27 protein-coding genes are annotated in these 26329 nt (G+C 67.7%); 16 read left to right on the forward strand and 11 right to left on the reverse strand.

Translation table 11 applies throughout. The features are described from left to right. A partial coding sequence (locus OCW50_RS20195; protein WP_262298723.1) for a DNA translocase FtsK 4TM domain-containing protein occupies nucleotides 1-1348 on the reverse strand: 1348 nt, incomplete at its 3' end. A 157-nt stretch (nucleotides 1349-1505) separates the two neighbouring features. Between OCW50_RS20195 and OCW50_RS20200 the strand changes: the two genes are divergently transcribed. The 3 genes from OCW50_RS20200 to OCW50_RS20210 are packed head-to-tail and all read left to right on the forward strand — an operon-like array spanning nucleotide 1506 to nucleotide 3482. After that, nucleotides 1506-1886, forward strand: coding sequence for a hypothetical protein (locus tag OCW50_RS20200; protein ID WP_262271443.1), 381 nt, complete (start codon nucleotides 1506-1508; stop codon nucleotides 1884-1886). A 45-nt stretch (nucleotides 1887-1931) separates the two neighbouring features. Continuing rightward, on the forward strand, nucleotides 1932-2870 hold the full coding sequence (locus OCW50_RS20205; RefSeq protein WP_262298724.1) for a DUF1775 domain-containing protein: 939 nt from the start codon (nucleotides 1932-1934) through the stop codon (nucleotides 2868-2870). A 15-nt stretch (nucleotides 2871-2885) separates the two neighbouring features. Beyond that, entirely contained in the window at nucleotides 2886-3482 is a 597-nt protein-coding gene (locus tag OCW50_RS20210) for an SCO family protein (RefSeq protein WP_262271445.1), read from the forward strand. A gap of 187 nt (nucleotides 3483-3669) precedes the next feature. Here OCW50_RS20210 and OCW50_RS20215 read toward each other — a convergent pair whose 3' ends face one another. From OCW50_RS20215 to tesB, 3 genes are all read right to left on the reverse strand, one after another. After that, nucleotides 3670-5013: an ammonium transporter gene (locus tag OCW50_RS20215; protein WP_262298725.1), complete on the reverse strand. Its 1344-nt coding sequence runs from the start codon at nucleotides 5011-5013 to the stop codon at nucleotides 3670-3672. Nucleotides 5014-5050: 37 nt separating this feature from the next. Then, nucleotides 5051-5389, reverse strand: a complete 339-nt coding sequence (locus OCW50_RS20220) for a P-II family nitrogen regulator (protein ID WP_262271447.1) — start codon at nucleotides 5387-5389, stop codon at nucleotides 5051-5053. A gap of 207 nt (nucleotides 5390-5596) precedes the next feature. Beyond that, the gene (gene tesB, locus OCW50_RS20225; RefSeq protein ID WP_262271448.1) at nucleotides 5597-6457 is read right to left on the reverse strand and encodes an acyl-CoA thioesterase II; all 861 of its coding nucleotides are present in this window, start codon (nucleotides 6455-6457) and stop codon (nucleotides 5597-5599) included. A 125-nt stretch (nucleotides 6458-6582) separates the two neighbouring features. Between tesB and OCW50_RS20230 the strand changes: the two genes are divergently transcribed. Next, nucleotides 6583-7845 (forward strand): ubiquinone biosynthesis hydroxylase, encoded by a 1263-nt coding sequence (locus OCW50_RS20230; RefSeq protein ID WP_262298726.1) that lies wholly within the window; start codon nucleotides 6583-6585, stop codon nucleotides 7843-7845. Nucleotides 7846-7910: 65 nt separating this feature from the next. On the opposite strand, the gene OCW50_RS20235 is transcribed toward OCW50_RS20230, so the two are convergent. Continuing rightward, nucleotides 7911-8426 (reverse strand): MerR family transcriptional regulator, encoded by a 516-nt coding sequence (locus tag OCW50_RS20235; protein ID WP_315974457.1) that lies wholly within the window; start codon nucleotides 8424-8426, stop codon nucleotides 7911-7913. Nucleotides 8427-8494: 68 nt separating this feature from the next. Between OCW50_RS20235 and OCW50_RS20240 the strand changes: the two genes are divergently transcribed. Beyond that, nucleotides 8495-9235 carry a cation efflux transmembrane domain-containing protein gene (locus OCW50_RS20240; protein WP_262298727.1) on the forward strand — a complete coding sequence of 247 codons (741 nt, stop codon included), beginning with the start codon at nucleotides 8495-8497 and terminating at the stop codon, nucleotides 9233-9235. Nucleotides 9236-9416: 181 nt separating this feature from the next. Continuing rightward, nucleotides 9417-11399: a M10 family metallopeptidase C-terminal domain-containing protein gene (locus OCW50_RS20245; RefSeq protein WP_262298728.1), complete on the forward strand. Its 1983-nt coding sequence runs from the start codon at nucleotides 9417-9419 to the stop codon at nucleotides 11397-11399. 87 nt (nucleotides 11400-11486) lie between these two features. Here OCW50_RS20245 and ppa read toward each other — a convergent pair whose 3' ends face one another. After that, nucleotides 11487-12026: an inorganic diphosphatase gene (ppa, locus tag OCW50_RS20250; protein WP_262271452.1), complete on the reverse strand. Its 540-nt coding sequence runs from the start codon at nucleotides 12024-12026 to the stop codon at nucleotides 11487-11489. Between the two features lie 295 nt (nucleotides 12027-12321). After that, nucleotides 12322-12828, reverse strand: coding sequence for a GNAT family N-acetyltransferase (locus tag OCW50_RS20255; RefSeq protein ID WP_262298729.1), 507 nt, complete (start codon nucleotides 12826-12828; stop codon nucleotides 12322-12324). Between the two features lie 387 nt (nucleotides 12829-13215). Between OCW50_RS20255 and OCW50_RS20260 the strand changes: the two genes are divergently transcribed. After that, nucleotides 13216-15267 carry a hypothetical protein gene (locus OCW50_RS20260; RefSeq protein ID WP_262298730.1) on the forward strand — a complete coding sequence of 684 codons (2052 nt, stop codon included), beginning with the start codon at nucleotides 13216-13218 and terminating at the stop codon, nucleotides 15265-15267. A 91-nt stretch (nucleotides 15268-15358) separates the two neighbouring features. On the opposite strand, the gene acnA is transcribed toward OCW50_RS20260, so the two are convergent. Continuing rightward, complete coding sequence (gene acnA, locus OCW50_RS20265; RefSeq protein WP_262271456.1) at nucleotides 15359-18064, reverse strand: aconitate hydratase AcnA; 2706 nt, start codon at nucleotides 18062-18064, stop codon at nucleotides 15359-15361. Nucleotides 18065-18284: 220 nt separating this feature from the next. On the opposite strand from acnA, the gene ccmA reads away from it, so the two are divergent. The 3 genes from ccmA to OCW50_RS20280 are packed head-to-tail and all read left to right on the forward strand — an operon-like array spanning nucleotide 18285 to nucleotide 20085. Next, on the forward strand, nucleotides 18285-18923 hold the full coding sequence (ccmA, locus tag OCW50_RS20270; protein ID WP_262298731.1) for a heme ABC exporter ATP-binding protein CcmA: 639 nt from the start codon (nucleotides 18285-18287) through the stop codon (nucleotides 18921-18923). Further along, on the forward strand, nucleotides 18920-19588 hold the full coding sequence (gene ccmB / locus OCW50_RS20275; protein WP_262271458.1) for a heme exporter protein CcmB: 669 nt from the start codon (nucleotides 18920-18922) through the stop codon (nucleotides 19586-19588). The genes ccmA and ccmB overlap by 4 nt, the downstream gene beginning before the upstream one ends. 8 nt (nucleotides 19589-19596) lie before the next feature. Further along, nucleotides 19597-20085 (forward strand): GNAT family N-acetyltransferase, encoded by a 489-nt coding sequence (locus OCW50_RS20280; RefSeq protein ID WP_262298732.1) that lies wholly within the window; start codon nucleotides 19597-19599, stop codon nucleotides 20083-20085. Between the two features lie 3 nt (nucleotides 20086-20088). Here OCW50_RS20280 and OCW50_RS20285 read toward each other — a convergent pair whose 3' ends face one another. Continuing rightward, nucleotides 20089-20790: an ArsR/SmtB family transcription factor gene (locus OCW50_RS20285; RefSeq protein ID WP_262298733.1), complete on the reverse strand. Its 702-nt coding sequence runs from the start codon at nucleotides 20788-20790 to the stop codon at nucleotides 20089-20091. Between the two features lie 78 nt (nucleotides 20791-20868). Between OCW50_RS20285 and OCW50_RS20290 the strand changes: the two genes are divergently transcribed. Next, nucleotides 20869-21198 (forward strand): NIPSNAP family protein, encoded by a 330-nt coding sequence (locus OCW50_RS20290; RefSeq protein ID WP_262298734.1) that lies wholly within the window; start codon nucleotides 20869-20871, stop codon nucleotides 21196-21198. After that, nucleotides 21195-21572, forward strand: a complete 378-nt coding sequence (locus OCW50_RS20295; protein WP_262298735.1) for an antibiotic biosynthesis monooxygenase family protein — start codon at nucleotides 21195-21197, stop codon at nucleotides 21570-21572. The genes OCW50_RS20290 and OCW50_RS20295 overlap by 4 nt, the downstream gene beginning before the upstream one ends. On the opposite strand, the gene OCW50_RS20300 is transcribed toward OCW50_RS20295, so the two are convergent. Beyond that, nucleotides 21556-22542 (reverse strand): M23 family metallopeptidase, encoded by a 987-nt coding sequence (locus OCW50_RS20300; protein ID WP_262298736.1) that lies wholly within the window; start codon nucleotides 22540-22542, stop codon nucleotides 21556-21558. The genes OCW50_RS20295 and OCW50_RS20300 overlap by 17 nt on opposite strands. Nucleotides 22543-22872: 330 nt before the next feature. Between OCW50_RS20300 and OCW50_RS20305 the strand changes: the two genes are divergently transcribed. From OCW50_RS20305 to OCW50_RS20315, 3 genes are read left to right on the forward strand one after another with little or no spacing between them, the layout of a single operon-like run. Then, entirely contained in the window at nucleotides 22873-23613 is a 741-nt protein-coding gene (locus OCW50_RS20305) for a heme ABC transporter permease (protein ID WP_262298737.1), read from the forward strand. A gap of 5 nt (nucleotides 23614-23618) precedes the next feature. After that, entirely contained in the window at nucleotides 23619-23774 is a 156-nt protein-coding gene (ccmD, locus tag OCW50_RS20310; RefSeq protein WP_210810955.1) for a heme exporter protein CcmD, read from the forward strand. Next, complete coding sequence (locus tag OCW50_RS20315) at nucleotides 23767-24345, forward strand: DsbE family thiol:disulfide interchange protein (protein ID WP_262271465.1); 579 nt, start codon at nucleotides 23767-23769, stop codon at nucleotides 24343-24345. Before ccmD ends, OCW50_RS20315 begins: the two co-directional genes overlap by 8 nt. On the opposite strand, the gene OCW50_RS20320 is transcribed toward OCW50_RS20315, so the two are convergent. Further along, a complete protein-coding gene (locus OCW50_RS20320; protein WP_262298738.1) occupies nucleotides 24311-24799 on the reverse strand; it encodes a YaiI/YqxD family protein in 489 nt (162 codons plus the stop codon). The two genes, OCW50_RS20315 and OCW50_RS20320, sit on opposite strands and share 35 nt — an antisense overlap. A gap of 137 nt (nucleotides 24800-24936) precedes the next feature. Between OCW50_RS20320 and OCW50_RS20325 the strand changes: the two genes are divergently transcribed. Further along, nucleotides 24937-26280, forward strand: coding sequence for an adenylate/guanylate cyclase domain-containing protein (locus OCW50_RS20325; RefSeq protein WP_262298739.1), 1344 nt, complete (start codon nucleotides 24937-24939; stop codon nucleotides 26278-26280). The last annotated feature ends 49 nt before the right edge of the window (nucleotides 26281-26329 follow it).

The following is a 26329-nucleotide window of genomic DNA, read 5'->3' on the forward strand; positions in this document are numbered from 1 at the left end:
CCTGCACCACCGCCACCCGCGCCGAGACCGCGCTCATCGAGCGCGCGATGTCGTCCGCCAGCGAGATCACCCGCGACGACTTCGTCCCAGGCGCAGGCTCAAGCTCGTACAGCGTCACAACAGGACCCGGATTGACCTTGGTGATGGCGCCGCGCACGCCAAAATCCTCGAGCGTCCCCTCGAGCAGGGCGGCGTTCTGCTCCAGGGCCTCGGCCGAGATCGTCGGGACCGACGGCCGCTTGGGCTCGGCCAGCAGGTTGAGCTGCGGCAGCTGGTAGTTCTCCTCGTCGAGCAGGGAGGGCTGCGATTCGCGGGCCATGCGCTTGCCGGGCTTCGGCGCGGCGGGCGCCGGGGCGACGCGGGTCGGGGCGGGCTCCGGCCTTGCGGCGGGATGGAGCGGCGGCAGATGCGGCTCGTCCGCGTCCCAGCCGGCCTCATCCTCGTCATGCATCGGCACGGAGGCCGGGGCGGGCCGCGGGCGCACCGGGGCGCCCTCGAGAACGGGCTCGCGCCGCAGGCCGGGCTGCCGGGACGGCCGCCGGGCCGGAGCGGAACCGTCTCCGTCGTCCTCCGCGAGGGCGGAGCGGCGGCTCTCCTTCCAGCGCCGGGCCGAGGCGCGCAGGCTCATGACTCCATGGGCGAGCGCTCCCAGGGACACGATGCCCCAGCCGGGCTCGTCCTGGCCGGACTCCTCCGCCTCGTCCCAATCCTGGATCTTGCGTCGCCGAACCGGCGGGCTTTCCTCGATCTCCTCGGGATCCTCGTGGGCGCGCTCCTCCTGCGGGCCGAGGCCGCAGGCGGCCGTGAGGCTGAAGATCGATACGCCCGCGAACAGGAGGCCCAGGACGGCGCTGGCGGATCCGCTGGACAGGCCCGTGATGGCCTTGGCTCCGGCGAGCACCGCATCGCCGACCACGCCGCCGAGCCCAGTGGGCAGCGGCCAGCTCTGCGTCGGCGGCAGGGCGCTGGCGAGAGCCGTCGCGGCGCCAGCGCCGATCACCCAGAGGGCCAGGCGCAGCTGCAGGCGGCCGAGATCGCCCGACTTCATGAGGCGCCAGCCCCAGAGCGCCAGGGGCAGCAGAGCCGCGATGGCGCCGAGCCCGAGAAGCTGCATCAGCAGGTCGGCCACGATGGCGCCGGGCCAGCCGAGGAGGTTGCGGACGGGGAGGTCGGTGGCGTTGTTGAGGCTCGGGTCGTCGACCGACCAGGTGGCGAGGGCCACCGCGACCGCGCCGGCGGCCGTGATCAGGCACAGGCCCGTCAGCTCCTGCGCCCGGCGGGCCAGGAAGGCTCGGAAGGCGCTGAAGAGGCCATCATAGGCGGAAGAAGAACGGCGGGCCGTACGCATCAAACCACTCTAAAGAAACCATGGGACGGGACAGTATTGCCTGGATGCTAGCCGGGCCGGGTTAAGGGTCCTTTAACCGTAAGTGCATCGGGTGGGGAAAAGACGCGCCGGCTTTCCGTTGTTGACCTCGGGCCTGCGAACGATCAGTGTCCCGGCCATGACTCGCAGAGGCCCGAGATCCGCCTGGACGCGCGCCGCCATCGTGGCGGCGATGGCCTATGCGTTCGTGCTGCAGGCTCTGCTCCTGTCGGTCAGCGGTGCGTTCCATGTCGCGGCGGCGGCCGAGGCCCAGGGGATCATCTGCATCCAGGATGGCTCCTCCGGGCCCGATCACGGACCGAAGAAGGCGCACGAGACTCTCTGCTGCACCCTGAGCTGCCACGGCTCGACGGCGGCAGGCCCGGCCCCGGCTGCGGCGGTTCTCGAGCGGATCGCACCGGTCGCCGCGCCGGCCGGTCCGTCCGCCGGGACACCGCATCTGGGCCTCACCTCGAACGTCCTGCCTCTGGGATCGCGCGCGCCGCCTGGCCTCGGCTGAGTGCCGCCCGCTTCGATCCTATAGCATCATTCAAGGACGTATCCGATGACTTCGTCACGCTTCGGCGGCGCGTTGACCGCTGCCGCCCTCCTGATTGCCCAGCCCGCCCTCGCTCATGTCTCGTTCGAGAACGGGCAGGCGAATCCCAATTCCACCTACAAGGCCGTGCTGCGCATCCCGCATGGCTGCGACGGCAAGGCGACTCTCAAGGTGCGCGTGCGCATCCCCGAGGGCATCGTGGCGGTCAAGCCGATGCCCAAGGCCGGCTGGAAGCTGGAGACCGCCAAGGGTGCCTACGTGAAGGCCTATCAGGTCAACGGCGAGGCCGTGTCGGAAGGGGTCACGGACATCGTCTGGACCGGCTCCCTGGACGACGCCTATTACGACGAGTTCGTGTTCCAGGCCCGCTTCACCGACGCCTATCAGCCCGGCGCGACGGTGTATTTCCCCGTCGTGCAGGAATGCGACGGCGCGACCGAGGAATGGACCCAGGTGCCGGCCGCCGGCGAGGATCCGCACAGCCTCAAATCGCCCGCGCCCGGCGTGCGGGTGGCGGGCCTTGCCGCCGCGGCCTCTCAGGTCGTGAAGGCCGGACCGCTCACCCTCGAACAGCCCTGGTCGCGGGCGACCCCCGGGGCCGCCAAGGTCGGCGGCGGCTACCTGCGCATCACGAATACCGGCACGACGCCCGACCGCCTCGTCGGCGGCTCGTTCCCGCTCGCCTCCAAGGTCGAGGTGCACGAGATGCGCATGGACGGCGACGTCATGCGCATGAAGCCGGTCGAGGGCGGGCTCGAGATCAAGCCGGGCGCCACGGTCGAACTGAAGCCGGGCGGCCTGCATCTCATGTTCATGGACTTGAAGGAGCCCCTGAAGGAAGGCCAGACGGTCAAGGGAACGCTCGTCTTCGAGAAGGCGGGGCGCGTCGAGGTGGAATACGCGGTGCGCGGCATGGGCGGCGCCCCGGCCGAGCACCAGCACTAGCCCGGGAGATCGGCGATGACCATCAAGCGTCTTCTCGTGCCGCTTCTCGTCTTCACCACCGGCCTCTTGGTGCTGGTGGTGACGGCGGGCCTGCTCCTGTTCCCGTCGCAGCAGCAGAGCGCCGGCAAGGTGCCGATCGGCGGGCCGTTCCGGCTGACGAGCCACGAGGGCCGGCCGTTCACCGAGGAGAACCTGAAGGGCCGGCCCTTCGTGGTGTTCTTCGGCTTCACCCATTGCCCGGAGGTCTGCCCGACCACCCTGTACGATCTCACCCAGGACATGGCGGCGCTCGGCCCGGATGCCGACCGGCTCCAGGCCGCCTTCATCACGGTCGACCCGGCGCGCGACACGCCGGAGCTGATGAAGACCTATCTCTCGTCCTTCGATCCGCGCATCGTCGGCCTGTCGGGCACCGAGGAGGAGATCGCGGCCGCGGCGCGCGCCTACAAGATCTATTACCGCAAGGTCCCGACCGACGACGGCTACACCATGGACCACTCGGCCACCCTGTTCCTGATGGACAGCAAGGGCGAGTTCTACGGCACGTCCAACTTCCAGGAGCCCGAGGAGACCCGCCGCGCCAAGCTGCGGCAGCTCATCAAGAACGGGTGAGGCGCATCCACGCCCCCCGTCATCACCGGCCACGTGCCGGTGATCCCGATCGGAAAAGCGCTGCGCTTCACATCGTCGGGATGACTGGGACAGGCCCGGCCATGACGCGGCGAGATCCTTGGACCGATCATAGAGAAAAGCCCCGGCCTTTCGGTCCGGGGCTTTTCCGTTCGGGAGGATGGATCGTTCAGTAGTTGTAGGCGCGCTCGCCGTGGTCTGCGAGGTCGAGGCCTTCGCGCTCCTGGTCCTGCGTGACCCGCAGACCGACGATCATGTCGGTGATCTTGTAGAGCACGACGGAGCCGATGCCGGTCCAGGCCAGGGTCACCACCACGGCGATGATCTGGGTCCAGACCTGGCCGCCGATCGAGTACTCGCCGACCCCGTAGCCGCCCAGCGACGGAGCCGCCACGACGCCGGTGCCGATGGCCCCGATGATGCCGCCGACCCCGTGGATGCCGAAGACGTCGAGCGCATCGTCATAGCCGAGAGCGTTCTTCACGCCCGTGACGGCGAAGTAGCAGGCCGCGCCGGCCACCAGGCCGAGCACGATGGAGCCCATGGGGCCGGACAGGCCGGCGGCCGGCGTGATGGCCACGAGGCCGGCGACCGCGCCCGACGCGATGCCCAGCAGCGAGGCCTTGCCCTTGCCGAGGGCCTCCACGGTCATCCAGGCGAGGCCGGCGGCGGCCGGGGCCAGGATGGTGTTGATCAGCGCGAGGGCCGCGCCGCCCGTGGCTTCCAGGTTAGAGCCGGCGTTGAAGCCGAACCAGCCGACCCACAGGAGGCACGCGCCCACGAAGGTGAGCGTCAGCGAGTGCGGGGCGAGCAGGTCGCGGCCGTAGCCGATGCGCTTGCCGATCAGCAGGGCGCCGACGAGGCCCGCGACGCCGGAATTGATGTGGACCACCGTGCCGCCCGCGAAGTCGAGGGCGCCCAGGCCGAACAGGTAGCCTTCCGAGAACCACACCATGTGGGCGATCGGGAGATACACGAAGGTCAGCCACAGTCCGGTGAACAGCATCACGGCCGAGAACTTGATGCGTTCGGCGAAGGCGCCGACGATCAGGGCCGGGGTGATGCACGCGAAGGTGAGCTGGAAGGCCGCGAAGGTGAATTCGGGAATCGCCACGCCCTTGGTGAAGGTGTCGGCGGTGGAATCCGTGGTCACCCCGGCGAGGAACGCCTTGGAGAAGCCGCCGATGAAGGCCCCGATGCCCTCGCCGCCGGACGTGAAGGCGAGCGAGTAGCCATAGAAGGCCCACAGGATCGACACCAGGGAGAACACCGCGAAGACCTGCATGAGCACCGACAGCATGTTCTTGGTGCGCACGAGGCCGCCATAGAACAGGGCGAGGCCCGGGATCGTCATGAGGATCACGAGGATCGTCGACACGAGCATCCAGCTGGTATCACCCTTGTTGACCGTGGGGGCGGCCGCGGCGGCGTCCTGCGCCAGGGCGGGATCGAGGGCCGTAAGGCCCAGTCCGAGCGCAGCGAGCGCCGGAACGAGGAGGGGACGGAACTTCATCGGATCTGAACTCCGGACAATCATTGCATGAATGGGATCAAAGGGCGTCGATGTCGGTCTCGCCCGTGCGGATGCGGACCGCCTTTTCGAGCGAGGTGACGAAGATCTTGCCGTCGCCGATCTGGCCCGTGCGCGCGGCCGCCGTGATCGCTTCGATCACCTGGCCGACCAGCTCGCTCGCCACCGCGACCTCGATCTTCAGCTTCGGCAGGAAGCTGACCGCATATTCGGCCCCGCGGTAGATCTCGGTATGGCCCTTCTGCCGTCCGTATCCCTTCACCTCGGTCACGGTGAGGCCGTGCACGCCGAGAGCGGTGAGCGCGTCGCGCACCTCTTCCAGCTTGAACGGCTTGATGACCGCCATCACGATTTTCATGGGTCTGGCCCCCTTTTTGAGACGTCTGCCCGACCAATCAGGCAGCCTTTTCCAATTGAACCCGGCCTCGTGGACGGGTGTCGGGGGGATCTACGCAAGAAACATGCCAGGCCTCATTGCCATAGGCGCACGGCCGCTGCCTCTTTCCTAGGCAGGCCCAGCTGGGCTATAAAACAGCCTTATTGATCAAATTTTAGGCAGAACAGGTCAGGTCCGGCGTTCGCGGATGAGCCCTTCCTGGGCAACGGACGCCACCAGGGTGCCGTCCTGCTTAAAAATGAGTCCGCGCGAGAAGCCGCGCGCGCCGCCGGCGCTGGGGGTATCCTGCGCGTAGAGCAGCCACTCGTCGGCCCGGAACGGCCGGTGGAACCACATGGCGTGATCGAGGCTCGCCGGCTGGATCGCCGGGTCGAACACGGTCCGGCCATGGGGGAAGAGGGACGTGTCGAGGAGCGTCATGTCGGACGCATAGGCCAGGACGCATTGATGGATCGCCGGATCGTCCGGCAGGCGTCCGGTGGTCTTGATCCAGACGTGGAAGCGCGGCTCCCCCGGGTCGCGGGAGGTGTAGCGCTTGATCTCCACGGGTCGGATCTCGAGCGGCCGCTCGCGCTCGTAATAGGTGCGCATGGGCTCGGGCATCTGCAGGAGAAGCCGGCCCTTCACGTCCTCCTCGCTCGGGAGCTCGTCGGGCCCGGGCACCTTTGGCATCTCGGCCTGGTGCTCGAAGCCCTCCTCTTCCCGGTGGAACGAGGCCGACATGGCGAAGATCGCCTGCCCGTGCTGGATCGCGAGCACGCGCCGGGTGCTGAAGCTCTTGCCGTCGCGGATGCGCTCCACCTCGTAGATGATCGGGATCCGAGGATCGCCCGGCAGCATGAAGTAGCAGTGAAGCGAATGGGGCGGACGCCCGTCGACAGTGCGGGTCGCGGCCACCAGCGCCTGGCCGATCACCTGCCCGCCGAAGACGCGCTGCCACCCGCTCTTCGGGCTCTGCCCGCGGAACAGGTTCACCTCGAGGGGCTCGAGGTCGAGGATGGACAGGAGATCGGAAACGGCACGGGACATGGGGTTCAAGGTCCTTCGATCGGCAGCAGCCATCCATCGGTGAGAGGCGCGAGAAGGTCAAGCTTGACGCTGGTCGATGGATCGCTGACACCCACCTATAACGTCGAAGGCATGGAGAAAGACGGATGAGCGCAGCAACCGGGATGGAGCGACCGCGCATCGTCATCGCGGGCGGAGGGCTCGCCGGGCTGTCCCTGGCGCTGGCGCTGAAGCGAGCGCTCGCCGACGGGGTCGACGTGGTCATGTGCGATCCGGCCCTCCGGCGCGATCCCCATGGAGACAAGCGCTCCTACGCCATCGCGGCGGCGGCGCGCCGGATGCTGGAGGCGCTCGGAACCTGGCCGGGGATCGCCGACAGGGCCCAGCCCATCCTCGACATGGTGATCACCGACAGCCGCCTGCAGGATCCGGTGCGTCCGACCTTCCTGACCTTCGCGGGCGAGGTCGACGGCCATGAGCCCTTCGCCCACATGGTCACGGCGGGCGACCTGACCGCCGCCCTGCTGGAGGCTTGCCGCGACAGCGGCGTCGACCTGCGCGCCGAGGGCGTGAAGGGCTTTGCCCTCCAGGGCGCGCGCACGAACGTCGCGCTGGCGCAGGGCGGCAGCCTGACGGCCTCGCTCCTCGTGGCGGCCGACGGGGCACGCTCGCGCCTGCGCGAGCAGGCAGGCATCGGCTGGATCTCCTGGCCCTACCGGCAGTCCGGCATCGTGGCCACCATCGCCCACGAGCGGGACCACGAGGGCAGGGCGGTCGAGCACTTCCTGCCCTCCGGGCCCTTCGCGATTCTGCCGCTGAAAGACGAGCCGCAAGCCGATGGTTCGATCCGGCACCGCTCCTCCATCGTCTGGACGGAGCGGGCCGACGCCGTGTCCGCCCTGCTCGAATCGCATCCCGAGGATCTGCTCGTCGAATTGGAGCGCCGCTTCGGGCTCCAGCTCGGAAAACTCAGCTTCGAGACCCGTCCCCAGGCTTTTCCCCTGTCCTTCGGCGTCGCCCGTTCCTTCGTGGCCGAGCGTCTCGCGCTCCTGGGCGACGCCGCTCACGTGATCCACCCCATCGCCGGCCAGGGGCTCAATCTCGGCCTGCACGACGCGGCGGCGCTCGCCGAGATCGTCACCGACGCCATGCGCCTCGGCATGGATCCCGGGGCGGCCAACGTGCTCGACCGGTACGAGCGGGCCCGGCGCGCCGACATCACCGCCATGGGGGTGATGACCGACGGTCTCAACCGGCTGTTTTCCAACGACGTACTGCCCGTGCGCCTGATCCGCGACCTGGGGCTCGGCCTCGTCGACCGGATGCCCGGCCTCAAGCGCTTCTTCATCCGGGAGGCGGCGGGCGTCAGCGAGCGGCAGCCCAGGCTGCTGCGGGGCGAGGCGTTGTAGGACGGCCCCCAGGTCGTCATCACCGGCCCCGTGCCGGTGATCCCGATCAGGAGAAGCGCCGCGCCTCAGCGGATCGGGATGGCCGGGTCAGGCCCGGCCATGACGGGAAAGCGGGTCGATCCCCGCCGGGCGTGACGGGCAGGAGCCCCTGACTCCATCCTGCCGTGCTCGTGCCGGCACAGGTCATGATCCGCCAGCACCTGGATGATCCGGCACTCGCCCACCTGCCCGTGCCGGCAATCGTCGAGCATGTGCCGCAGCTCGGAGCGGAGCAGCTCGAGCTGGGCGATGCGGCGCTCGACGCCCTCCAGATGCCGCAGGACGATCCGGTCGGCCGGTTCGCAGGGTCGCTCCGGCGCCGCGCTCAGGCTCAGGAGCTCGCGGATGGCCTCGACCTCGAAGCCGAGCTCGCGCGCATGGCGGATGAAGCCGAGCCGGGCCACGTGATCGGACCCGTAGCGGCGCTGCCGTCCCTCGGTGCGCGGCGGGGCCGGGAGAAGGCCGATCTGCTCGTAATAGCGGATGGTCGGTACTTTCACGGCCGTCCGGCGTGACAACTCCCCGATCGACAGATCCGTCATTTTCTCTCTTGAACCTCCAGTCGCTAGAGATTGTACGAGTCTCGCTGACGGACGAAAAGGAGATTCGGATGAGCGAGGGTCACAGCCATGGAACATGCTGCTCCTCACACGAGCACCAGGCGCAGGATTCCGTGAGCCACCCGCATCAGGACCATGGCCATGGAGAGGCCGCCTGCGGCTGCCACGGCGGCGTGCCGGTCTTCGACGGCGTCGACCCCCGCTACAAGCGGATCCTCTGGACCGTGATCGCGATCAATCCCGCGCTGTTCGTCACCGAGATCGTGGCCGGCCACCTCGCCCGTTCCCAGGCCCTGCAGGCCGACGCCCTCGACTTCCTCGGCGACACGGTCACCTACGGGCTGAGCCTTGCCGTCATCGGCGCGTCCCTGAGGGTTCGCGCCGCCGCGGCCCTGTTCAAGGGCGTGAGCCTGTCGCTCATGGGCGCCTGGGTGCTGGGCTCCACGGTCTATCATGTGCTGATCCTGGGCCTTCCCCGGGCGGAGATCATGGGCGGGATCGGGAGCCTGGCGCTCGCCGCGAACCTCGCCAGCGTGCTCCTGCTGATGCGCTACAAGGATGGGGACGCCAATGTGCGCTCCGTCTGGCTGTGCTCGCGCAACGACGCCATCGGCAACGTCGTGGTCATGGCGGCTGCCGTCGCGGTCTGGGGCACCGGGAGCGCCTGGCCCGACCTGATCGTGGCCGGCCTCATGGCCGGCCTGTTCCTGTCGTCGGCGGTGCAGATCCTGCGCCAGGCCTGGGCCGAATACCGGGACGCCGGCGCGGCCGCTCCGGTTCCGGCCGCGTGAGCGCGGCCGGGTGAGGCGCGAGCCTCGCCCGGTCGCCGCCGGGCGGCCGGCCTTTGTGGCTTGGCAATCCGTGCCGAGCAGAGGGCCGTCGCGGCTCCTGCGACGGGCAGACAGTATCCGAAATATCTGTAATGTTATATAGTAGTATAATCCTGCATTTTTCAGATCGTCCGGACCCTTCATGACCAGCAAAATTTTCGACGCCTCGAACCCCCTCCCGGCCGGCGGCGACGTGACAGGACTCGACCTCGCGGTGATCGACCTCGACGTCACGAGCACCATCAACGTCACCGACATCGGTCACACCCTCGTCCGGAAGACAAGGACCGTCCTGGCTCAGGCCGACGGACTGCAGCTCCTGGGCTCGTCCGACATCGTCACCAACGAGGGCACGATCGAGTCTCGGACTGCGGCCGGCGCCGCGATCCGCTTTTCGGCCGGGGGGATCCACACGGTCAACAATGCCGGAACGATCAAGGCCGCGGGCCTCGTGATCGAAGGCAATGTCGGGGCCGAGCGAATCGTCAACACCGGCACGTTGCAATCCACGTCCACCGCGGCCAATGCCGTCCTCCTGGACCTGAAGGACGGGAACGACTTCTATGACGGCGTCCTGGGCTTCGCGATCGGCGGGACGATCAAGCTCGGCGCCGGCAACGACACCGCCTATGGCGGCAACGGTTCGGACATTTTTTCCGGCGGGGGAGGCGACGATTATCTCGACGGCGGCGATGGTAACGACACGGCCGACTATTCGGATGCGACCGGCAGCATTAGCGTCGATCTCAGCCGGACAATATCGCAGTTGATCGGCGGCGGGCAAAACCACGACACCCTCGTCAACATCGAGAACGTCACCGGGAGCGGCTCCAACGACACGCTCGTCGGCGGCACGGGCAGCAATATCCTGCGCGGCGGCGGCGGCGACGATACCCTCGACGGCGGGCTCGGCGACGACCGGCTCGAAGGCGGCACCGGCACCGATACGGTCCGCTACAGCGGCTTCTCGGCCGCCACGGTCGACCTGTCGCAACCTGTCGCCCAGAACACGTTCGGATACGGCATGGACACCCTGATCGGAATCGCCAACCTGGAGGGCGGGTTCGGGGCCGACACCTTCACGGGCAACGATGCGAACAACAAGCTGACCGGCAACGGAGGCAACGACACCCTCATGGGCGGGAAGGGCGACGACACCCTCGACGGCGGCTCGGGCGAGGACACCGCCGTGTTTTCCGGCGCCAGGGCCGACTACACCATCACGCAGAACGGCGACACCTTCACGGTCGCCGACAACCAGGGAACCCAGAGGGACGGCACCGATACGCTCAAAGATGTACGGCTGGTGAGGTTCCTGGGTTCGAACCAGACCATCGCGCTCGTCAACGGCAACCCTTCCAGCATCCTTCTGTTCCAGAACTCGCTGTTGTCCGAAGACGCGGCGATCGGCGCCACAATCGGGTCGCTCTCCGGCAGCGATCCGGACGGCGACGCCCTGACCTACAGCCTCGCGTCGAACCCGGACGGGCTCTTCGGCCTCGATGCCACCGGCAAGAAGATCGTCCTGGTGAAGGCGCTCGATTTCGAGACGGCCGCGCAGCACACGATCGCGATCACGGCGAAGGACCCCTATGGCGGCACGTTCACCAAGTCTTTCACGATTTCCGTCTTCAACATCGTCGAGACGACCCCGCTCGCCCGCGTCGGCACCGACAAGGCCGAGCAGCTGTCCGGCGAGTCGGGCAACGACCGGCTCTCCGGCCTGGCGGGAAACGACACGCTCTTCGGCGGCGCCGGCGCCGACACGCTCATCGGCGGCGCCGGCAACGACACTCTCGACGGCGGGAGCGGGAGCGACGTCTTCCTGTTCGACAGGAAGCCGAACGTGAAGTCGAACCTCGACTACATTCAGGATTTCGTTGCGGCGGACGACGTAATCCACCTGTCGCGGCACGCTTTTTCCAAGATCTCCAAAGGCACCCTGTCGAAGAAGGCCTTCGTGATCGGGGATCACTTCAAGGACAAGGACGACCGGATCCTGTACCTCAAGAGCGCCGGCGCGCTCTTCTATGATCCCGACGGGTCGGGTCCCGCGAAGGCGGTCCAGTTCGCCAACATCACGAAGAAGATCCCGATCTCCCACAAGGACTTCTTCATCGTCTGAGGCCTCTGCACCGAAAAAGCCCGGCTCACCCTGTGAGCCGGGCCCGATGCCCCATGACCGACGCGCCGGCCGGCCGCTTCGCGCGGATCAGCCCTTCGCGTCCGCCTTCGCGCGCTCGATCCCCTCGACGATCAGGCGGCGGGCCTCTTCGGCATCGCCCCAGCGGATGATCTTGGCCCATTTGCCGGGCTCGAGATCCTTGTAGTGCTCGAAGAAATGCTCGATCTGCTTGATGGTGATCTCGGGCAGATCCGTATAGGTCGCGACCCGGTCGTAGCGCTGGGTCAGCTTGCTCGATGGGACGGCGATGATCTTCTCGTCCTGGCCGCCGTCGTCCTCCATCACCAGAACGCCCACCGGGCGCACGTTCATGACGGCGCCCGGCGCAATGGCGCGGGTGTTGGCGACGAGCACGTCGCAGGGGTCGCCGTCGCCCGAGAGCGTGTGCGGGATGAAGCCGTAATTCCCCGGATACCGCATCGACGTGTAGAGGAAGCGGTCGACGAAGAGCGTGCCGGATTCCTTGTCCATCTCGTACTTGATGGGCTCGCCGCCGAGCGGCACTTCGATCACGACGTTCACGTCGTCCGGCGGGTTCTTTCCAATCTTGATCGCATCAAGGCGCATAGAGCTGTTCTCCGGAACAAGGCTTGAAACATCGTTCCGGGCGAGGCTCCTCCGGAGGAGGATGCCGTCCCGCCGGAACAACGCGGCAGAAGATCGTCTCGAGAGCGGCTTGAACCGAAAGGCCGGACGACCGCTTTCTGAAGCTTGGACGCCTCACTAGAGCATTGGGTTCAAAAGGGGAACCCACTTTCAGGCCCGACGGGACGCGCCTCCTGTGCGGAACGTCTTGCGCGCAAAGCGGAATCGGGCTCCGGGAGGCTGCAACAGAGTTGCGGACCGGCCGTCCCGCGCGCCGTCAGCGGAACAGATAGGCGACCTTGGCGAGCGGCGTTCCGCCGATGCGCTCCTCGACCCGGGCGACCGTGCGCCCGCCCATGCTCTCGTAGAACGCGCAGGCGCGCTCGTTCTCTTCCAGGGCCCAGACGACGATCCGGTCCATCCCCCGGTCCTTGAGATCGTTGCGCACCGCGTTGAACAGCCGCCGGCCGAAGCCGATGCCCTGGTATTCGGGCAGCAGGTAGAGCTCGTCGATCTCCCCGCCAGCCGGAAGCGTCCGGTCGCGGCAGCGCCCGTAGGAGGCGTAGCCGACCGCGCCCTCGCCGATATCGAGCACCACGAGCGGGCGCCCGCGCGACACGGTCGAGCGCCACCAGCGCGGGGAGCGCCGGGAGAACATCTTGTCCAGGGTCACGCCGGGGATAATGCCGGAATAGGCCTCCCGCCAGGCCGCATCGAAGACCTTGGACAAGGCAGCGGCGTCATCGGGTCTCGCATGACGGATACTGACGAGAAGGTCGCTCATGGCTCTGGCAAGGGGGTTGGAGGCAACGGTTTCAGTGTCCGGGGGAAAGGGTTAACGGTGGCTTAACGAACCAGGACGACTGATGGTGAAAGCGTGGCTTTTGAAGGGTCAGCGATCTGGAAAGGTTGGGCAAAAGGACGCAAGGCGCCCGGAAAGCAAGGTTTCGGTGGGGTGAGGAGCAGTTCCCCTCCATTCGGAGAGTTGTTCAGCCGCGACGAAACCTTATCTCGCCGCGATGACGCTATGTTATGTCATGGCGAAAACGTGCTGGGCCGCACGGCGGCCGGCGCGCGAGGTCGCTAGCTTGGCATGAAGAGACACGATGGATGAAGCAAGAATCCTTCCTGTCCCGACGCATGATCTGACACCAAACCCGGGAGAACCTTCATGGCTCTGACGCTCAACCTCCTGACCTTCACGCGCCCGACCGGCGCCGACATCATCGAGCGCCAATCCCTGTCGCTGCAGGGCGCCTGGGGCAACGACCAGAGTTTCCGCGCCAAGTTCACGCCCGACGGCCGCTACAGCGTGTTCTACAGCCTGGCGAACAACCTCGTCCCGAACGACTCCAACAACCAGATCGACATCTTCCGCAAGGACCTCAAATCCGGCGAGATCATCCGCGTGTCGACGAATGCCGGCGGCCTGGAGATCGACACCGGCGTTCCGACGCAGGCCTACGATCTCGATATCAGTCCGGACGGCCGCTACGTCCTGTTCTCGACCGAGTCCGGGCATCTCGGCCCGGGGGATCAGAACGGGCTCGAAGACGTGTACATGAAGGATCTGGTGACCCAGGCGATCACCCGCATCTCCACCGGCACTCGCCTCGAACCCAACAGCGGCAGCGTGTCGGCGCGCTTCAGCCCCGACGGCAAATACGTGGTCTTCGGCAGCCTGGCGAGCAACCTCATTCCCACGGGCGACAACAACGGGGAGAACGACATCTTCCGCAGGAACCTGGCCACCGGCCAGATCGACCGCATCTCCGTCGGGCCTCAGGGCCAGGAGAGCGTCGGCGGCAGCAGCTGGGACGCCAAATACACGCCGGATGGCCGCTACGTGATTTTCAGCAGCATCGCGACCAGCCTGATTCCCTACAGCGGCACCGCGCAGATCCTGCGCAAGGACGTGCAGACGGGGGCGCTCGACGTGCTCTCCACGAATGCCGCGGGCCAGCCCGGCACCCACCACAGCCTGGATGCGCAGATCAGCGCCGATGGCCGCTACCTGATCTTCGCCAGCCATGCCCGCAACCTCGTGCCGAACGACACCAACGAGGCCTACGACATCTTCCGCAAGGACCTCCAGACCGGCGTCGTCGAGCGCGTGTCCGTGAGCCGGACCGGCGAGCAGAGCAACGGGGACAGCCGTGCGCCGCAGATCAGCCCGGATGGCCGCTACGTCGTCTTCGAGAGCAAGGGCAAGAACCTGGTGCCGAACGACACCAATGATGCCCAGGACATTTTCCGCAAGGACATGCTGACCGGCGAGATCGTGCGCCTCTCCGCCACCGCCACCGGCACGCAGGGACAGGGCAGCGCCGCCGAGGCCGACAGCTACAATCCGCGCTTCAGTGCCGACGGACGTTTTGTCAGTTTCGACAGCTTCAGCGGCCTCGTGCCGTTCGACAATACCGGCGTCCGTGACGTGTTCGTCGTCGATACCCTGTTGAAGGACAATTTCGGAGCGGTCAACGCCCAGCAATTCGTCGAATTGTCCTTCGACGTGGGCCAGGCCTCCTCTGTCAGCATCGCCTGGGGCGACGGGACGAGCAGCACCGTCCAACCGGCAGGAGGCGTCGCATCCTTCACTCACAGCTACGCCACCGCCGGCACCAAGACGGCCGTCGTGACCGTCAACGAGGGTGGGCAGACCTGGTCCGTATCCTATGCGGTGGATCTTGCATCGGGCCGGATGACCCGCAATGCGACAACCGACACGCAGACGGGCAATACGGGCGCGGACGTGCTGACTGGGGACGCCTCCGGCAACATTCTGTCCGGAGGCTCTGGCAACGACGCTCTGAACGGGCTGGAGGGTGATGACAGGCTCATGGGAGGCCCCGGAAAGGACCTGCTGACCGGCGGTTCTGGCATGGACGTCTTCGTGTTCGACAGCCCGGTCGCCAGGAAGAAGAACGCCAATATCGACAAGCTCGCCGATTTCAGTGCCAGGGACGATTCCATCTGGCTCGACAATGCGGTCTTCAAGGGCCTGGGCCGGAAGGGCTCGATCGAGAAACCGGCGAAACTGTCCAAGGCTGCGTTCTACAAGGGCGAAGCCGCTCACGATGCGTCGGACCGCATCGTCGTATCGAAGAGCGGCAAGATCTATTATGACGCCGACGGAACCGGATCTCAGGCGAAGATCCACATTGCCACCGTCCCCAAGGCCGCCGTCAAGGCGATGGCGCATGGCGACTTCTTCGTGATCTGACCGCACATGAAAAAGGCGGCCCGAAGAGGCCGCCTTGTCCGGAGTTCCGCCCGCCCTCTTCGGATCGGGAGCGGACGCTTGTCTCATGCGCTTACGCCGCGAGCTGGCGCAGAACGTAGTGCAGGATGCCGCCGTTGCGGAAGTACTCGACCTCCTCGAGCGTATCGATGCGGCAATGCACCGGCACCTTGCGCACCGAGCCGTCCGCCGAGGTGACCTCCATCTCCATGCGCTGGCGCGGCTTCAGCTCGCCGGCCAGGCCCTTGATGGTGATGGTCTCGTCGCCCTTCAGGCCGAGAGTCTCCCAGGACGTGCCCTGCTCGAACACGAACGGGGCCACGCCCATGCCGACCAGGTTCGAGCGGTGGATGCGCTCGAAGCTCTCGGCGATCACGGCGCGCACGCCGAGCAGGACCGTGCCCTTGGCCGCCCAGTCGCGGGACGAGCCGGTGCCGTATTCCTTGCCGGCCAGGATGACGAGCGGGACGCCCTCGTCCTTGTAGCGCATGGCGGCGTCGTAGATGAACATCCGCTCGCCGGAGGGCTGGTGGATGGTGTAGCCGCCTTCGACCACGTGGCCGCTCTCGTCCTTCACCATCTGGTTCTTGATGCGGATGTTGGCAAAGGTGCCGCGCATCATGACCTCGTGGTTGCCGCGACGGGTGCCGTACTGATTGAAGTCGGCGACGCGCACCTGATGCGACTGCAGGTATTCACCGGCCGGCGAGGCGGCCCGGATATTGCCCGCGGGCGAGATATGGTCGGTGGTGATCGAGTCCTGGAAGAGACCGAGGATGCGCGCGTTCACGATGTCCGTGACCGGCTTCGGATCCTTGGCCATTCCTTCGAAGTAGGGCGGGTTCTGCACGTAGGTGGAGCCCATGTCCCACTCATATGTCAGGCCCGGCTCGAAGGTGACCTTCTTCCAGTTCTCGTCGCCCGAGAACACGTCGGCGTAGCGGGTCTTGAACAGCTCGCTGGTGATCGTGCGGTCGATGAAGTCCTGGACCTCGGCCGAGGAGGGCCAGATGTCCTTGAGATAGACCGGCTGGCCGTCCGAGCCCGTGCCGAGGGGATCCTTGGTGAGATCCACCAGCATGGAGCCGGCGAGCGCGTAAGCCACCACCAGCGGAGGCGAGGCCAGATAGTTCGCGCGCACGTCCGGGTTCACGCGGCCCTCGAAGTTGCGGTTGCCCGAGAGCACCGACACGGCCACGAGGTCGTTGTCGTTGATCGCCTTCGAGACGTTCTCCGGCAGCGGGCCCGAATTGCCGATGCAGGTGGTGCAGCCGAAGCCGACAAGGTTGAAGCCCAGCGCATCCAGGTCGCCCTGGAGCCCGGCCTTCTTGAAATATTCCTCGACGATCTGCGATCCGGGCGCCAGGGAGGTCTTCACCCACGGCTTGGAGGTCAGGCCCTTGGCGACCGCGTTGCGGGCGAGCAGGCCCGCGCCGATCATCACGCTCGGGTTCGAGGTGTTGGTGCAGGAGGTGATCGCCGCGATCACCACGTCGCCATGGCCGAGATCGTAGTTCGCGTCCTCGACCTTCACGCGCTTGCCGATCTCGCCGGCCTTGCGGAACTCCTTCTCCATGGCGCCGAGGAACTCGGTCTTGGAGGTGTCGAGCGTCACGCGGTCCTGCGGGCGCTTCGGGCCGGCCAGCGAGGGCACCACGTCGTCCAGGTCGAGCTCGAGGGTGTCGGTGAAGACCGGGTCGGGCGTCTCGGCCGTGCGCCACATGCCCTGCGCCTTGGCATAGGCCTCGACGAGGGCGACGCGCTCGTCCGTGCGGCTGGTGGTGCGCAGATACGCGATGGTCTTGTCGTCGATGGGGAAGAACCCGCAGGTCGCGCCGTATTCGGGCGCCATGTTGCCGATGGTGGCGCGGTCGGCGACCGACATGTCGTTGAGGCCGGGGCCGTAGAATTCCACGAACTTGCCGACCACGCCCTTCTTGCGCAGCATCTGGGTGACGGTGAGCACCAGGTCGGTGGCGGTCACGCCCTCTTTCAGCTTGCCGGTGAGCTTGAAGCCGATCACCTCGGGGATCAGCATGGAGACCGGCTGGCCGAGCATGGCGGCCTCAGCCTCGATGCCGCCCACGCCCCAGCCGAGAACGGCCAGGCCGTTGACCATGGTGGTGTGCGAATCGGTGCCGACCAGGGTGTCAGGATAGGCGGTCTCCTCGCCGGTCGCCGTGTCCCTGCGGGTCCAGACGGCCTGCGACAGGAACTCGAGGTTCACCTGGTGGCAGATGCCGGTGCCCGGAGGCACGACGGAGAAGTTCTCGAACGCGGTCTGGCCCCACTTGAGGAAGCGGTAGCGCTCGCCGTTGCGCTGGTATTCCAGCTCGACGTTGCGGTCGAAGGCCTTGGGCGTCCCGAACTCGTCGACGATCACCGAATGGTCGATGACCAGGTCGACGGGCACGAGCGGGTTGATCTTGCGCGGATCGCCGCCGAGGTTCTTCATGGCGTCGCGCATGGCGGCGAGATCCACCACGGCCGGAACGCCGGTGAAGTCCTGCATCAGGACGCGGGCGGGGCGGTAGGCGATTTCCTTCTCGTCCTTGCCCTTGTTGTCGAGCCAGGCGGCCACGGCCTCGATATCGGCCTTGGTGACCGTGCGGCCGTCCTCGTAGCGGAGCAGGTTCTCGAGCAGCACCTTCATGGAGAAGGGCAGCTTCGAGGCGCCGGTGAGGCCGTTCTTCTCGGCCTCCACGAGGGAGTAATAGGTGTAGGACTTGTCACCGACTTTGAGGGTCTGGCGAGCATTGAAGCTGTTGTTGAGCGTCACGGCGAATCCTCGCGTGCATTTGGGTTACGAACATGTGTTCGGCCGAAAGCGCGATAAGCGCGCGCCGCTCCGGGGGCGCCCGGACAGGGGAGTAAGCGCGCGAGGCGGATTGGACGCCTTGGCGCGCGGCGCAGCCAGGGGTGCTATAGATCATTTCGAACCATCCCGCTACACGGTTTAGAACCATTCCGGGGTGCAATCAGGGCAGGGGTCGTCGGGTTTGCGTCTGAGCGTTAACAATTTGGCCTGCGAGCGGGGGGAGCGCCGGATCTTCGCAGGCGTCTCGTTCACCCTGCGGGCCGGCGAGGCCCTGGTGATCACCGGCCGCAACGGGGCCGGCAAGTCCTCGCTCCTCGAGATCCTGGCCGGCCGCCTGCGTCCCGCCGCCGGGGTGATTCTCCTCGAGGAGGCGGGCGAGCGGACCTTGGCCGAATGCCTGCATTACGTCGGCCACCGCGACGCCCTCAAGGCCGCGCTCACGGCCGAGGAGAACCTCGCCTTCGCCCGCGACTTTCTCGGCAGCCCCGCGATGACGCCCTCCGAGGCCCTGGAGGCCGTGGGCCTCGCCCATGCGGCCCGCCTGCCGGTGGCCTATCTCTCGGCCGGGCAGCGCCGCCGGGTGGCGCTCGCCCGCCTCCTGGTGGCGCACAGGCCCGTCTGGCTTCTCGACGAGCCGACCTCGGCCCTCGACACCGCCTCCCAGGACATCCTGCGCCTGCTCCTGGAACGTCACCGGGAGGGCGGCGGCATGATCGCGGCCACGACCCATTCACCCTTGTTCCTGGCGGATGCCAAGGAGATCCGGATCGAGCGCAGGCCCACGCGCCTCGAGGGAGAGCCTGAGGAAGAATCCGCATGATTCGCTCGTTCCGCGCTCTCCTGGTCCGCGATCTGAAACTCGCCGCCCGCGTGGGCGGGTCGGGCGTCATGGGGCTGATCTTCTTCCTGATGATCGTGACGCTCATCCCCTTCGCGCTCGGGCCCGATCTCAACCTGCTCTCGCGCATCGGCCCGGCGATCCTGTGGATCGCCGCCCTGCTGGCCACCCTGATCGGCCTCGACCGCCTGTTCCAGGCCGACCAGGAGGACGGGTCCCTCGATCTCCTGCGCCTGTCGCACGCGCCCCTGGAGGTGGTCGTGCTGGCGAAGGTCGTGGCCTACTGGCTCGTCACCGGCCTGCCGCTGGCGGTTGCCGCCCCCTTCCTCGGTCTCCTGGTCGCGCTCTCGCCCGAGGGCATGCTCGCCATGGTGGCGACCCTGCTGGTGGGCACGCCGGCGCTCACCTTCATCGGGGCGGTGGGCGCGGCGCTCACCGCCTCGCTGCGGCGCGGCGGCCTGATCCTGGCGATCCTGGTCCTGCCCTTCATGATTCCGACCCTGATCTTCGGCGTCTCGGCGGCCAATGCGGCCCTGGGCGGGACGATTCCCTTCGCGACTCCGTTCCTGATCCTGATCGCCCTGTCGCTGATCGCGGCCGTCGTCGGCACGGTCGGGGCGGCCGCCGCCCTGCGCTCGGGGGAGTAGGCAAGCCGATGGGAGGCCGTCTCATTGTCCGAATGCGCCGTCTGCTCACCGGGCCCGTGCCGGCCCCTGTCTGGCCGGCCGGGATCCGGCCGGTCCCGTTCGAGCCGGACCGTCATGCGGAGCAGGTTCATGCGCTTCTCGGAGAGGCCTATTCCCGCGGCGGCGGCTATGTGGAGCCCTTCACGATCTGGTGGCCGAGCCTGCGCGGGGATCCGGAATACGATCCGGCCCTGGTCGTCATCGCGGTGGACGGGCGGGACAAGGTCGTCGGCGTGGCACAGTGCTGGACGAGCGCATTCGTGAAGGATCTCGCGGTCGCGCCGGCCACGCGCCGGCAGGGCCTGGGGTCGGCCCTGCTGCGACAGGCCTTCCGGATCCTGCGGGAGCGGGGCGCCAGCTTCGTCGATCTCAAGGTCGATGCCGACAACCCCTCCGGGGCTCTGCGGCTCTACCGCTCCCTCGGGTTCGACGAGGTCGAGTCGTACCGGCTCTCCTGAGCGTCAGGCGGCGCGGGTGTCCTCGTCAGGGACCTGCCCGAACGTGGCGTCGAACCCTTCTGCGCCCTGGCAGGTGAAGGTGAGGACGCGGCCCGCGTCGCGCCGGACCCATTGCTTCTCGATCAGCCGGTCGAGGATCGCCGCGCCCAGGGCGCCCCCGAGATGACTGTGCCGCTCGCTCCAGTCGAGGCAGGCACGGCACACGGGGCGGCGGCCCTTTTCCAGCCTCGTCAGATCGATGCCGAATTCCGTGAAGACGGCGCGGCCCTTGTCCGTGAGCGCGAGATCCTGCCCGCCCGCGATCAGGCCCTGCCACTGCGCCCCGTTCAGCAGCGCGACGCCGCGCTCGCCGGCGAGATGGTCGTAGCAGATCCGGGCCGAGCGCAGGGCTGCATCTTTGGGGCCGGTGCGGACCCGGGTCGCTCCCGTGCGCTGGGCCAGACCCATCAGGGCCTCCAGGACCTGCGCCACGTCCGGCCCCGAGAGCCGGAAATAGCGGTGCCGCCCCTGCTTTTCGGCGACCAGCAGGTTGGCCGCGTCGAGCTTGGCGAGATGGCCGCTGGCGGTCTGGAGGGTGACGCCGGCGGCCTGCGCGAGCTCGCTCACGGTCAAGGCCCGCCCGTCCATGAGGGCGGTGAGGATGTTGGCCCGGGCCGGATCGCCTAGGAGCGCGGCCACGGACGCGATGACGGGTCCTTCTTTCATACTTCGATCATAACCGAACCATCGACGTCGATCAATCGTCTAAGAAGGACGGGTCTTCGGCAACAGGATGTTTGAACGATGATCACCTGCTTCATCCGCTACGAGATCGATCCCTTCCAGCGGGACGCCTTCGAGGAATACGCCCGCAACTGGGGCCAGGCGATTCCCCGCTGCGGCGCGGACCTCATCGGCTATTACGCCCCGCACGAGGGCTCCGCCACCACCGCCTACGGGGTCTACACGGTTCGGAACCTCGCCGAATACGAGGCCTATCGCGAACGCCTGCGCGATGATCCCATGGGACGGGCGAATTATGAATTTGCCCAACGGGAACAGTTCATCCGCCGGGAAGACCGGATCTTCCTCCGGTTGGCCTCGGCCCCTCACGCGGAGCTGATCAGACCATGATCGCGGTCATCTTCGAAGTCTGGCCGGACGGGGACGTAGGCAGGCGGGACTATCTCGGCCTCGCGGCCGCCCTGCGCTCCGACCTCGCCGCCATGGACGGCTTCATCTCGGTCGAGCGCTTCCAGAGCCTGACCGAACCGGGCAAGATGCTGTCGCTGTCGTTCTGGCGCGACGAGGAGGCGGTGCGGGCCTGGCGCAACCTGCCGTCCCATCGGGCGACCCAAGAGGCCGGTCGCGCCGGCACCTTCAGGGATTACCGCCTGCGGGTCGCGGCCGTGATCCGCGATTACGGCCTGACCGACCGCGCCGAGGCGCCGACGGACAGCCGGGCGGTGCATGACGGCCACCGTAACGGCCTTACGGGCGAAGGCTGATCCCGAAGGCCTGCTCGATGGCGGCCTTGCCGTCCCGCTCGACCCGGTAGACGGCGCGGTAGAGGCCCGGCCGGAAGCCGCCGGACGGCTGCTTCACGCCGGCAAAGGCCATCCACTGCGCCTTGTCGCGGTCGAGGGGCGGCGCCTTGTTCTGGGCGACCGGTTGGCCGTCGGGATCGAACAGGGTGAGGGTCTGGACGTCGCCGCCTTTCAGCCCGATGGCCCGCACATAGGCCACGAGCGCCGGAGACCGGGTCGTGGGCGTGTCCTGCTCGACGGCGCCCGATTCGATCGCCGCCATGGTCACTGGCCCCGGGGCGAAGCCCTTGTTGAGGACGCTGCCGCCCTGATAGGCGAGCGCGCGCTGGAGCGAGGCCTCCCACAGCGACGTGCCGCCGCCGCAGGATTTCTCCGGCGCGCCATACGCGAAGGGGTCGACCGGCTTGCCGTCCTTGAGCAGGGTGAAATGCAGATGCGGGAATTCGGTCAGGCCCGACAGGCCGACCTGGCCGATCCTGTCGCCGGCCTTCACCTCCTGGCCCGAGCGCACCGCGACGCTGCCCTTCGCCATGTGGCAATAGGCCGTGCGCCAGCCGTTGCCGTGATCGATCACCACCGCGTTGCCGCAGCCGATCCGGCTGATCGCCTCGCGGGTCTCGGCGGTCACCGCGACGTCGGGAACCCCCTCGCGGGTGCTGGCCACCCGGCCGTCCGCGGCCGCGACCACGTCGATGCCGGCCCTCTGCGCCGCCATGGTCGGCACGCGGATGTCGGTCCCGTCATGGGTGTCGTAGGTGAGGGTGCCGCACTGGTAGTCGCTGGCGCCCGGCGAGGGGTCGCGATCCACGTAATGCTGGATGAAGCAGGTGCGTCCGACCTCGCAGGCGACCGGCAGACGCAGGCTGATCTCCTGCGCGGCGGCAGGAAAAGCGAGGGCGAGGCCGAGCAGGCTGAAAGGTCCAAGGCGCATGATCGCTCCGCAATGACGAGGCGGGATTATAGGTCGGCGTGAGCGGCCATGAAGGGCGGCGAGTTTTCACTCTCCCGTCATCACGGCCTCGTGCCGGTGGTCCCGGTCGAAAGAACGCCGCGCTCCAGACAAACGGGATGGCCGGGACAAGCCCGGCCATGACGTGACAGGGTGTCCGTTCCCGCGCAGCGATAAAGCTAAGCCTCTACGCATATTTCCGGAATGCCCCGCAGGTCTGGACGCGTCTAAAACCCGTTCTGGCGAAAACGTTATGCGGCTTGCGGCGATGTCTCCGTTGCAGGCGCAGCCCTGGACCGCTACATCGACACCATGATCCGAGACCTTGCCAATCCGACCCGCTTCATGAGCCTCAGCGGCACGCTGCTGCCGTGGGTGGGCGGTCTGGCGGCGCTTCTCATGGCGGCCGGGCTCTCCATGGTCTGGTTCACGGCGCCCGCCGATTATCAGCAGGGCGAGACGGTCAAGATCATGTACATCCACGTGCCGGCGGCCTGGCTGTCCCTGTTCTTCTACATGATCATGGCGTCCTCGGCGCTCGGCACGCTGGTCTGGCGCCATCCGCTGGCGGACGTGTCCCAGAAGGCGGCCGCGCCGATCGGGGCGGCGTTCACGCTGATCTGCCTCGTGACCGGGTCGCTCTGGGGCAAGCCCATGTGGGGCACCTATTGGCAATGGGACGCGCGGCTGACCTCCATGCTGGTGATGCTGCTGATCTATCTCGGCATTCTCGCGCTCTGGCGCGCCATCGAGGAGCCGAACCGGGCGGCCCGGGCGGTGTCGATCCTGACTCTCGTGGGCGCCGTGAACGTGCCGATCGTGAAGTTCTCCGTCGACTGGTGGAACACCCTGCACCAGCCGGCCTCCGTGTTCCGCCTCGGCGGACCGACGATCCATTCCTCCATGCTCGTGCCGCTCCTGGTCATGGCCGCGGCCTTCACTCTGCTGGGCATCGCCCTGCACCTGTCGGGCATGCGCACCGAGATCCTGCGCCGCCGGGTGCGCACGCTCACCATCCTCGAGGCCGAGCGCCTCGACGCACAGGCGGCCTGACGCCCATGTCGCACACGTTCTTCATCGCGTTCTCCTACATCCTGACGGCCCTCGTGGTGATCGGCCTGATCCTGCGCGCGGTCATCGACCACCGCATCCAGGTCCGCGCGCTGGCCGAGCTCGAGGCTCGCGGCATCGGCCGGAGGTCCCGCCGTGGCTGACGTTGTCGAGCGCCCGCGCTCCCGCCTGCTCTTCCTGCTGCCCGGCCTCGTCTTCGTGGCCCTGGTGGTGCTGTTCGGCGTGCAGCTGATCTCCGGCCGCAACCCGGCCGAGGTTCCTTCAGTGCTGATCGACAAGCCGGTCCCGATCTTCGATCTCGCGCCGCTCGAAGGCCTTCAGGCCGACGGCCGGCCGGTGCCGGGCTTCTCGAACCGGGACCTCAAGGGCCGGGTCACGGTGGTGAACGTCTGGGCGTCCTGGTGCGCGCCCTGCCGGCAGGAGCATCCGCTCCTGGTGGAGCTGGCCCGGGACCCGTCGGTCCGGGTGGTCGGCATCAACCAGAAGGACAACCCGGACAACGCCCGCCGCTTCCTGGGCGCGCTCGGCAACCCCTATGCGGCGGTCGGGATCGATCCGAACGGCCGCGCCTCCATCGACTGGGGCGTCTACGGCGTGCCCGAGACCTTCATCGTCGGGCCGGACGGTACGATCCGCCACAAGCATATCGGGCCTCTGACGCCGGAGAATTTCTCGGCCTTCAAGCAGCGCCTGGCACAAATCCCGCGCGCTTGAGCCGGTTGATCGCCACGTCGAGGGCCGACAGGAAGGCCGAGCGGTCCTTCTGCGAAAACGGCCTCGGACCGCCCGTGACCTCCCCCGTGGCGCGCAGGTCCTCCATCAGGTTGCGGGTGGCGAGCGCCATGCCGACCGACGCTTCCGTGAAGGGTTTTCCGGTCGGGCCGATCACCTCGGCGCCCGCCTTGACGCAGCGGCTCGCCAGTGGGATGTCGGCCGTGACCACGATGGCGCCGCGCCCGGCCCGCTCGGCGATCCAGTCGTCGGCCGCGTCGAAGCCGGCGCTGACCACGACACGCTCGATCAGCGGATCCTGGGGCACCTGCAGGAAGGCGTTCGACACCACGAAGACTTTCACCCCATGGCGCCCGGCGACCCGGTAGATCTCGGGCTTCACCGGGCAGGCATCCGCATCCACGTAGAGGATGATCGGTTGGAACGTCTCGCTCATGGTCCCTATATTCCTGTGGGATGCGGGGATGCCGCCGGGTCGTCCCGGCAGGCCGTGACGGCGTAACCATTCGGTCATCGGCGTTGAGGCACGTCTCGGCCTGCAAGATCAACCCCTTCGGGAGCAAAAAGAAGCCCGTGACCCCCCGATCCCGCATCCGCGCCGCCCTGGGCCTGATCCACTCCCTCCGCACGACCCCGGTGCTGAGCGATGCCACGCACCGGCTGATCCGCGAGGCCGACACGGGCGCGCTGCAGCGGGCCGGGCTCGCGCGCATGGTCACGGCCGGGCTGCTGCTCATGGCCGTCCTGGTCACCACGGCGAGCGTCGAGCTCGCCAACCCGATGGCGCTCAAGCAGGTCTGGGCCGCGGAGCTGACCCTGGTGCTGTTCGGAGCCCTCGGCTGGACCGGAGCCTGGCTCGCCTCGAAGCGCATCGCCATCGAGAGGCTGCCGGTCGTCACGGCCATCCTCGATGCCTGCCTGGTTCTCGGCAACTTGGCCTATACCCATTGGGGCCTCGGGATCCCCGGCAGCCTCTTCTCGGTCTTTCCGGTCGCCTGGGTGGTGCCCATCACCATGGCGGCGGCGGCGATCCACTACCAGCCGCGGCTCCAGGCCTTCGTGGCGGCTATCTATGTGATCGGCCTGTCGCTCCTCGCCTTCGGCAGCGGCTACACGAGCCCGGCGGAGCGCCAGCAGGATCTGTCCGAGATCATCGGGGTGTTCTCCGCCCAGGCTAACCTGGTCCGCCTCGTCATGGTCTTTGCCGCCGCCCTGATCCTGATCTTGGTGGCGCGCCAGGGACGGCTGATGCTGGAGCGGGCCGTGCGCGAGACCACCCTGCGGGTGACGCTGACCCGCTACCTGCCGCGCGAGCTCGCGCCGATCCTGACCGACCAGGCCTTCGCGTCCCTGCGCCAGGGGCGGCGCATTCCCGTCACCCTGCTCTTCGTCGACATCCGCGCCTCGACCACCTTCGGCGAGACCATGGAGCCGGCGCAGCTCGCGGTCTTCATCACGTCGTTCCGGCGGCGGGTGCTCCGGGCCGCGAGCCGCCACGGCGGCGTCATCGACAAGTTCACGGGCGACGGGGCGCTCCTCCTGTTCGGCGTGCCGGGCGCGCGCGACGACGATGCCGGCCGGGCGCTCGCCTGCGGGCGCACGCTTCTCACCCTGATCGAGCGCTGGAACGCCAAGCGCGGCTTCAACCCGCCCGTGCGCCTCGGCATCGGCATCCATACGGGCGACGTGTTCTGCGGCGTGGTCGGCGACGAGAGCCGGCTCGAATTCACCGTGGTGGGCGAGACCGTCAACATCGCGTCCCGCATCGAGCAGGCGACGAAGGGCGCCGGTTGCGAGCTCCTGGCGTCGCAGGAAACGGTCGTGGCGGCGGGCGAGGAAGGCCTCTGGACCGAGGTCGCGTGCGAACCCCTGCCGGGCGTGACGCGCAAGATGGTGCTGATGAAGCCGGCCGGGTGAGGGCTCGCATCCAATCCTCCCGGCCATCCCGCTTGTGTTGAGCGCAGCG

Source organism: Microvirga sesbaniae (assembly GCF_025460805.1).
GTDB lineage: Bacteria > Pseudomonadota > Alphaproteobacteria > Rhizobiales > Beijerinckiaceae > Microvirga > Microvirga sesbaniae.

Excerpts from the sequence above, each read along its gene's own strand:
- OCW50_RS20215 (WP_262298725.1), bottom strand. The coding sequence starts at position 5,013 with ATGAAGTTCCGTCCCCTCCTCGTTCCGGCGCTCGCTGCGCTCGGACTG.
- OCW50_RS20245 (WP_262298728.1), top strand. The coding sequence starts at position 9,417 with ATGACCAGCAAAATTTTCGACGCCTCGAACCCCCTCCCGGCCGGCGGC.
- OCW50_RS20305 (WP_262298737.1), top strand. The coding sequence starts at position 22,873 with ATGATCCGAGACCTTGCCAATCCGACCCGCTTCATGAGCCTCAGCGGC.
- OCW50_RS20230 (WP_262298726.1), top strand. The coding sequence starts at position 6,583 with ATGAGCGCAGCAACCGGGATGGAGCGACCGCGCATCGTCATCGCGGGC.
- OCW50_RS20200 (WP_262271443.1), top strand. The coding sequence starts at position 1,506 with ATGACTCGCAGAGGCCCGAGATCCGCCTGGACGCGCGCCGCCATCGTG.
- OCW50_RS20260 (WP_262298730.1), top strand. The coding sequence starts at position 13,216 with ATGGCTCTGACGCTCAACCTCCTGACCTTCACGCGCCCGACCGGCGCC.
- ccmB (WP_262271458.1), top strand. The coding sequence starts at position 18,920 with ATGATTCGCTCGTTCCGCGCTCTCCTGGTCCGCGATCTGAAACTCGCC.
- ppa (WP_262271452.1), bottom strand. The coding sequence starts at position 12,026 with ATGCGCCTTGATGCGATCAAGATTGGAAAGAACCCGCCGGACGACGTG.
- OCW50_RS20300 (WP_262298736.1), bottom strand. The coding sequence starts at position 22,542 with ATGCGCCTTGGACCTTTCAGCCTGCTCGGCCTCGCCCTCGCTTTTCCT.
- tesB (WP_262271448.1), bottom strand. The coding sequence starts at position 6,457 with ATGTCCCGTGCCGTTTCCGATCTCCTGTCCATCCTCGACCTCGAGCCC.
- OCW50_RS20210 (WP_262271445.1), top strand. The coding sequence starts at position 2,886 with ATGACCATCAAGCGTCTTCTCGTGCCGCTTCTCGTCTTCACCACCGGC.
- OCW50_RS20320 (WP_262298738.1), bottom strand. The coding sequence starts at position 24,799 with ATGAGCGAGACGTTCCAACCGATCATCCTCTACGTGGATGCGGATGCC.
- OCW50_RS20295 (WP_262298735.1), top strand. The coding sequence starts at position 21,195 with ATGATCGCGGTCATCTTCGAAGTCTGGCCGGACGGGGACGTAGGCAGG.
- ccmD (WP_210810955.1), top strand. The coding sequence starts at position 23,619 with ATGTCGCACACGTTCTTCATCGCGTTCTCCTACATCCTGACGGCCCTC.
- OCW50_RS20205 (WP_262298724.1), top strand. The coding sequence starts at position 1,932 with ATGACTTCGTCACGCTTCGGCGGCGCGTTGACCGCTGCCGCCCTCCTG.
- OCW50_RS20285 (WP_262298733.1), bottom strand. The coding sequence starts at position 20,790 with ATGAAAGAAGGACCCGTCATCGCGTCCGTGGCCGCGCTCCTAGGCGAT.
- OCW50_RS20240 (WP_262298727.1), top strand. The coding sequence starts at position 8,495 with ATGAGCGAGGGTCACAGCCATGGAACATGCTGCTCCTCACACGAGCAC.
- OCW50_RS20235 (WP_315974457.1), bottom strand. The coding sequence starts at position 8,426 with ATGACGGATCTGTCGATCGGGGAGTTGTCACGCCGGACGGCCGTGAAA.
- OCW50_RS20280 (WP_262298732.1), top strand. The coding sequence starts at position 19,597 with ATGGGAGGCCGTCTCATTGTCCGAATGCGCCGTCTGCTCACCGGGCCC.
- OCW50_RS20220 (WP_262271447.1), bottom strand. The coding sequence starts at position 5,389 with ATGAAAATCGTGATGGCGGTCATCAAGCCGTTCAAGCTGGAAGAGGTG.
- OCW50_RS20255 (WP_262298729.1), bottom strand. The coding sequence starts at position 12,828 with ATGAGCGACCTTCTCGTCAGTATCCGTCATGCGAGACCCGATGACGCC.
- OCW50_RS20290 (WP_262298734.1), top strand. The coding sequence starts at position 20,869 with ATGATCACCTGCTTCATCCGCTACGAGATCGATCCCTTCCAGCGGGAC.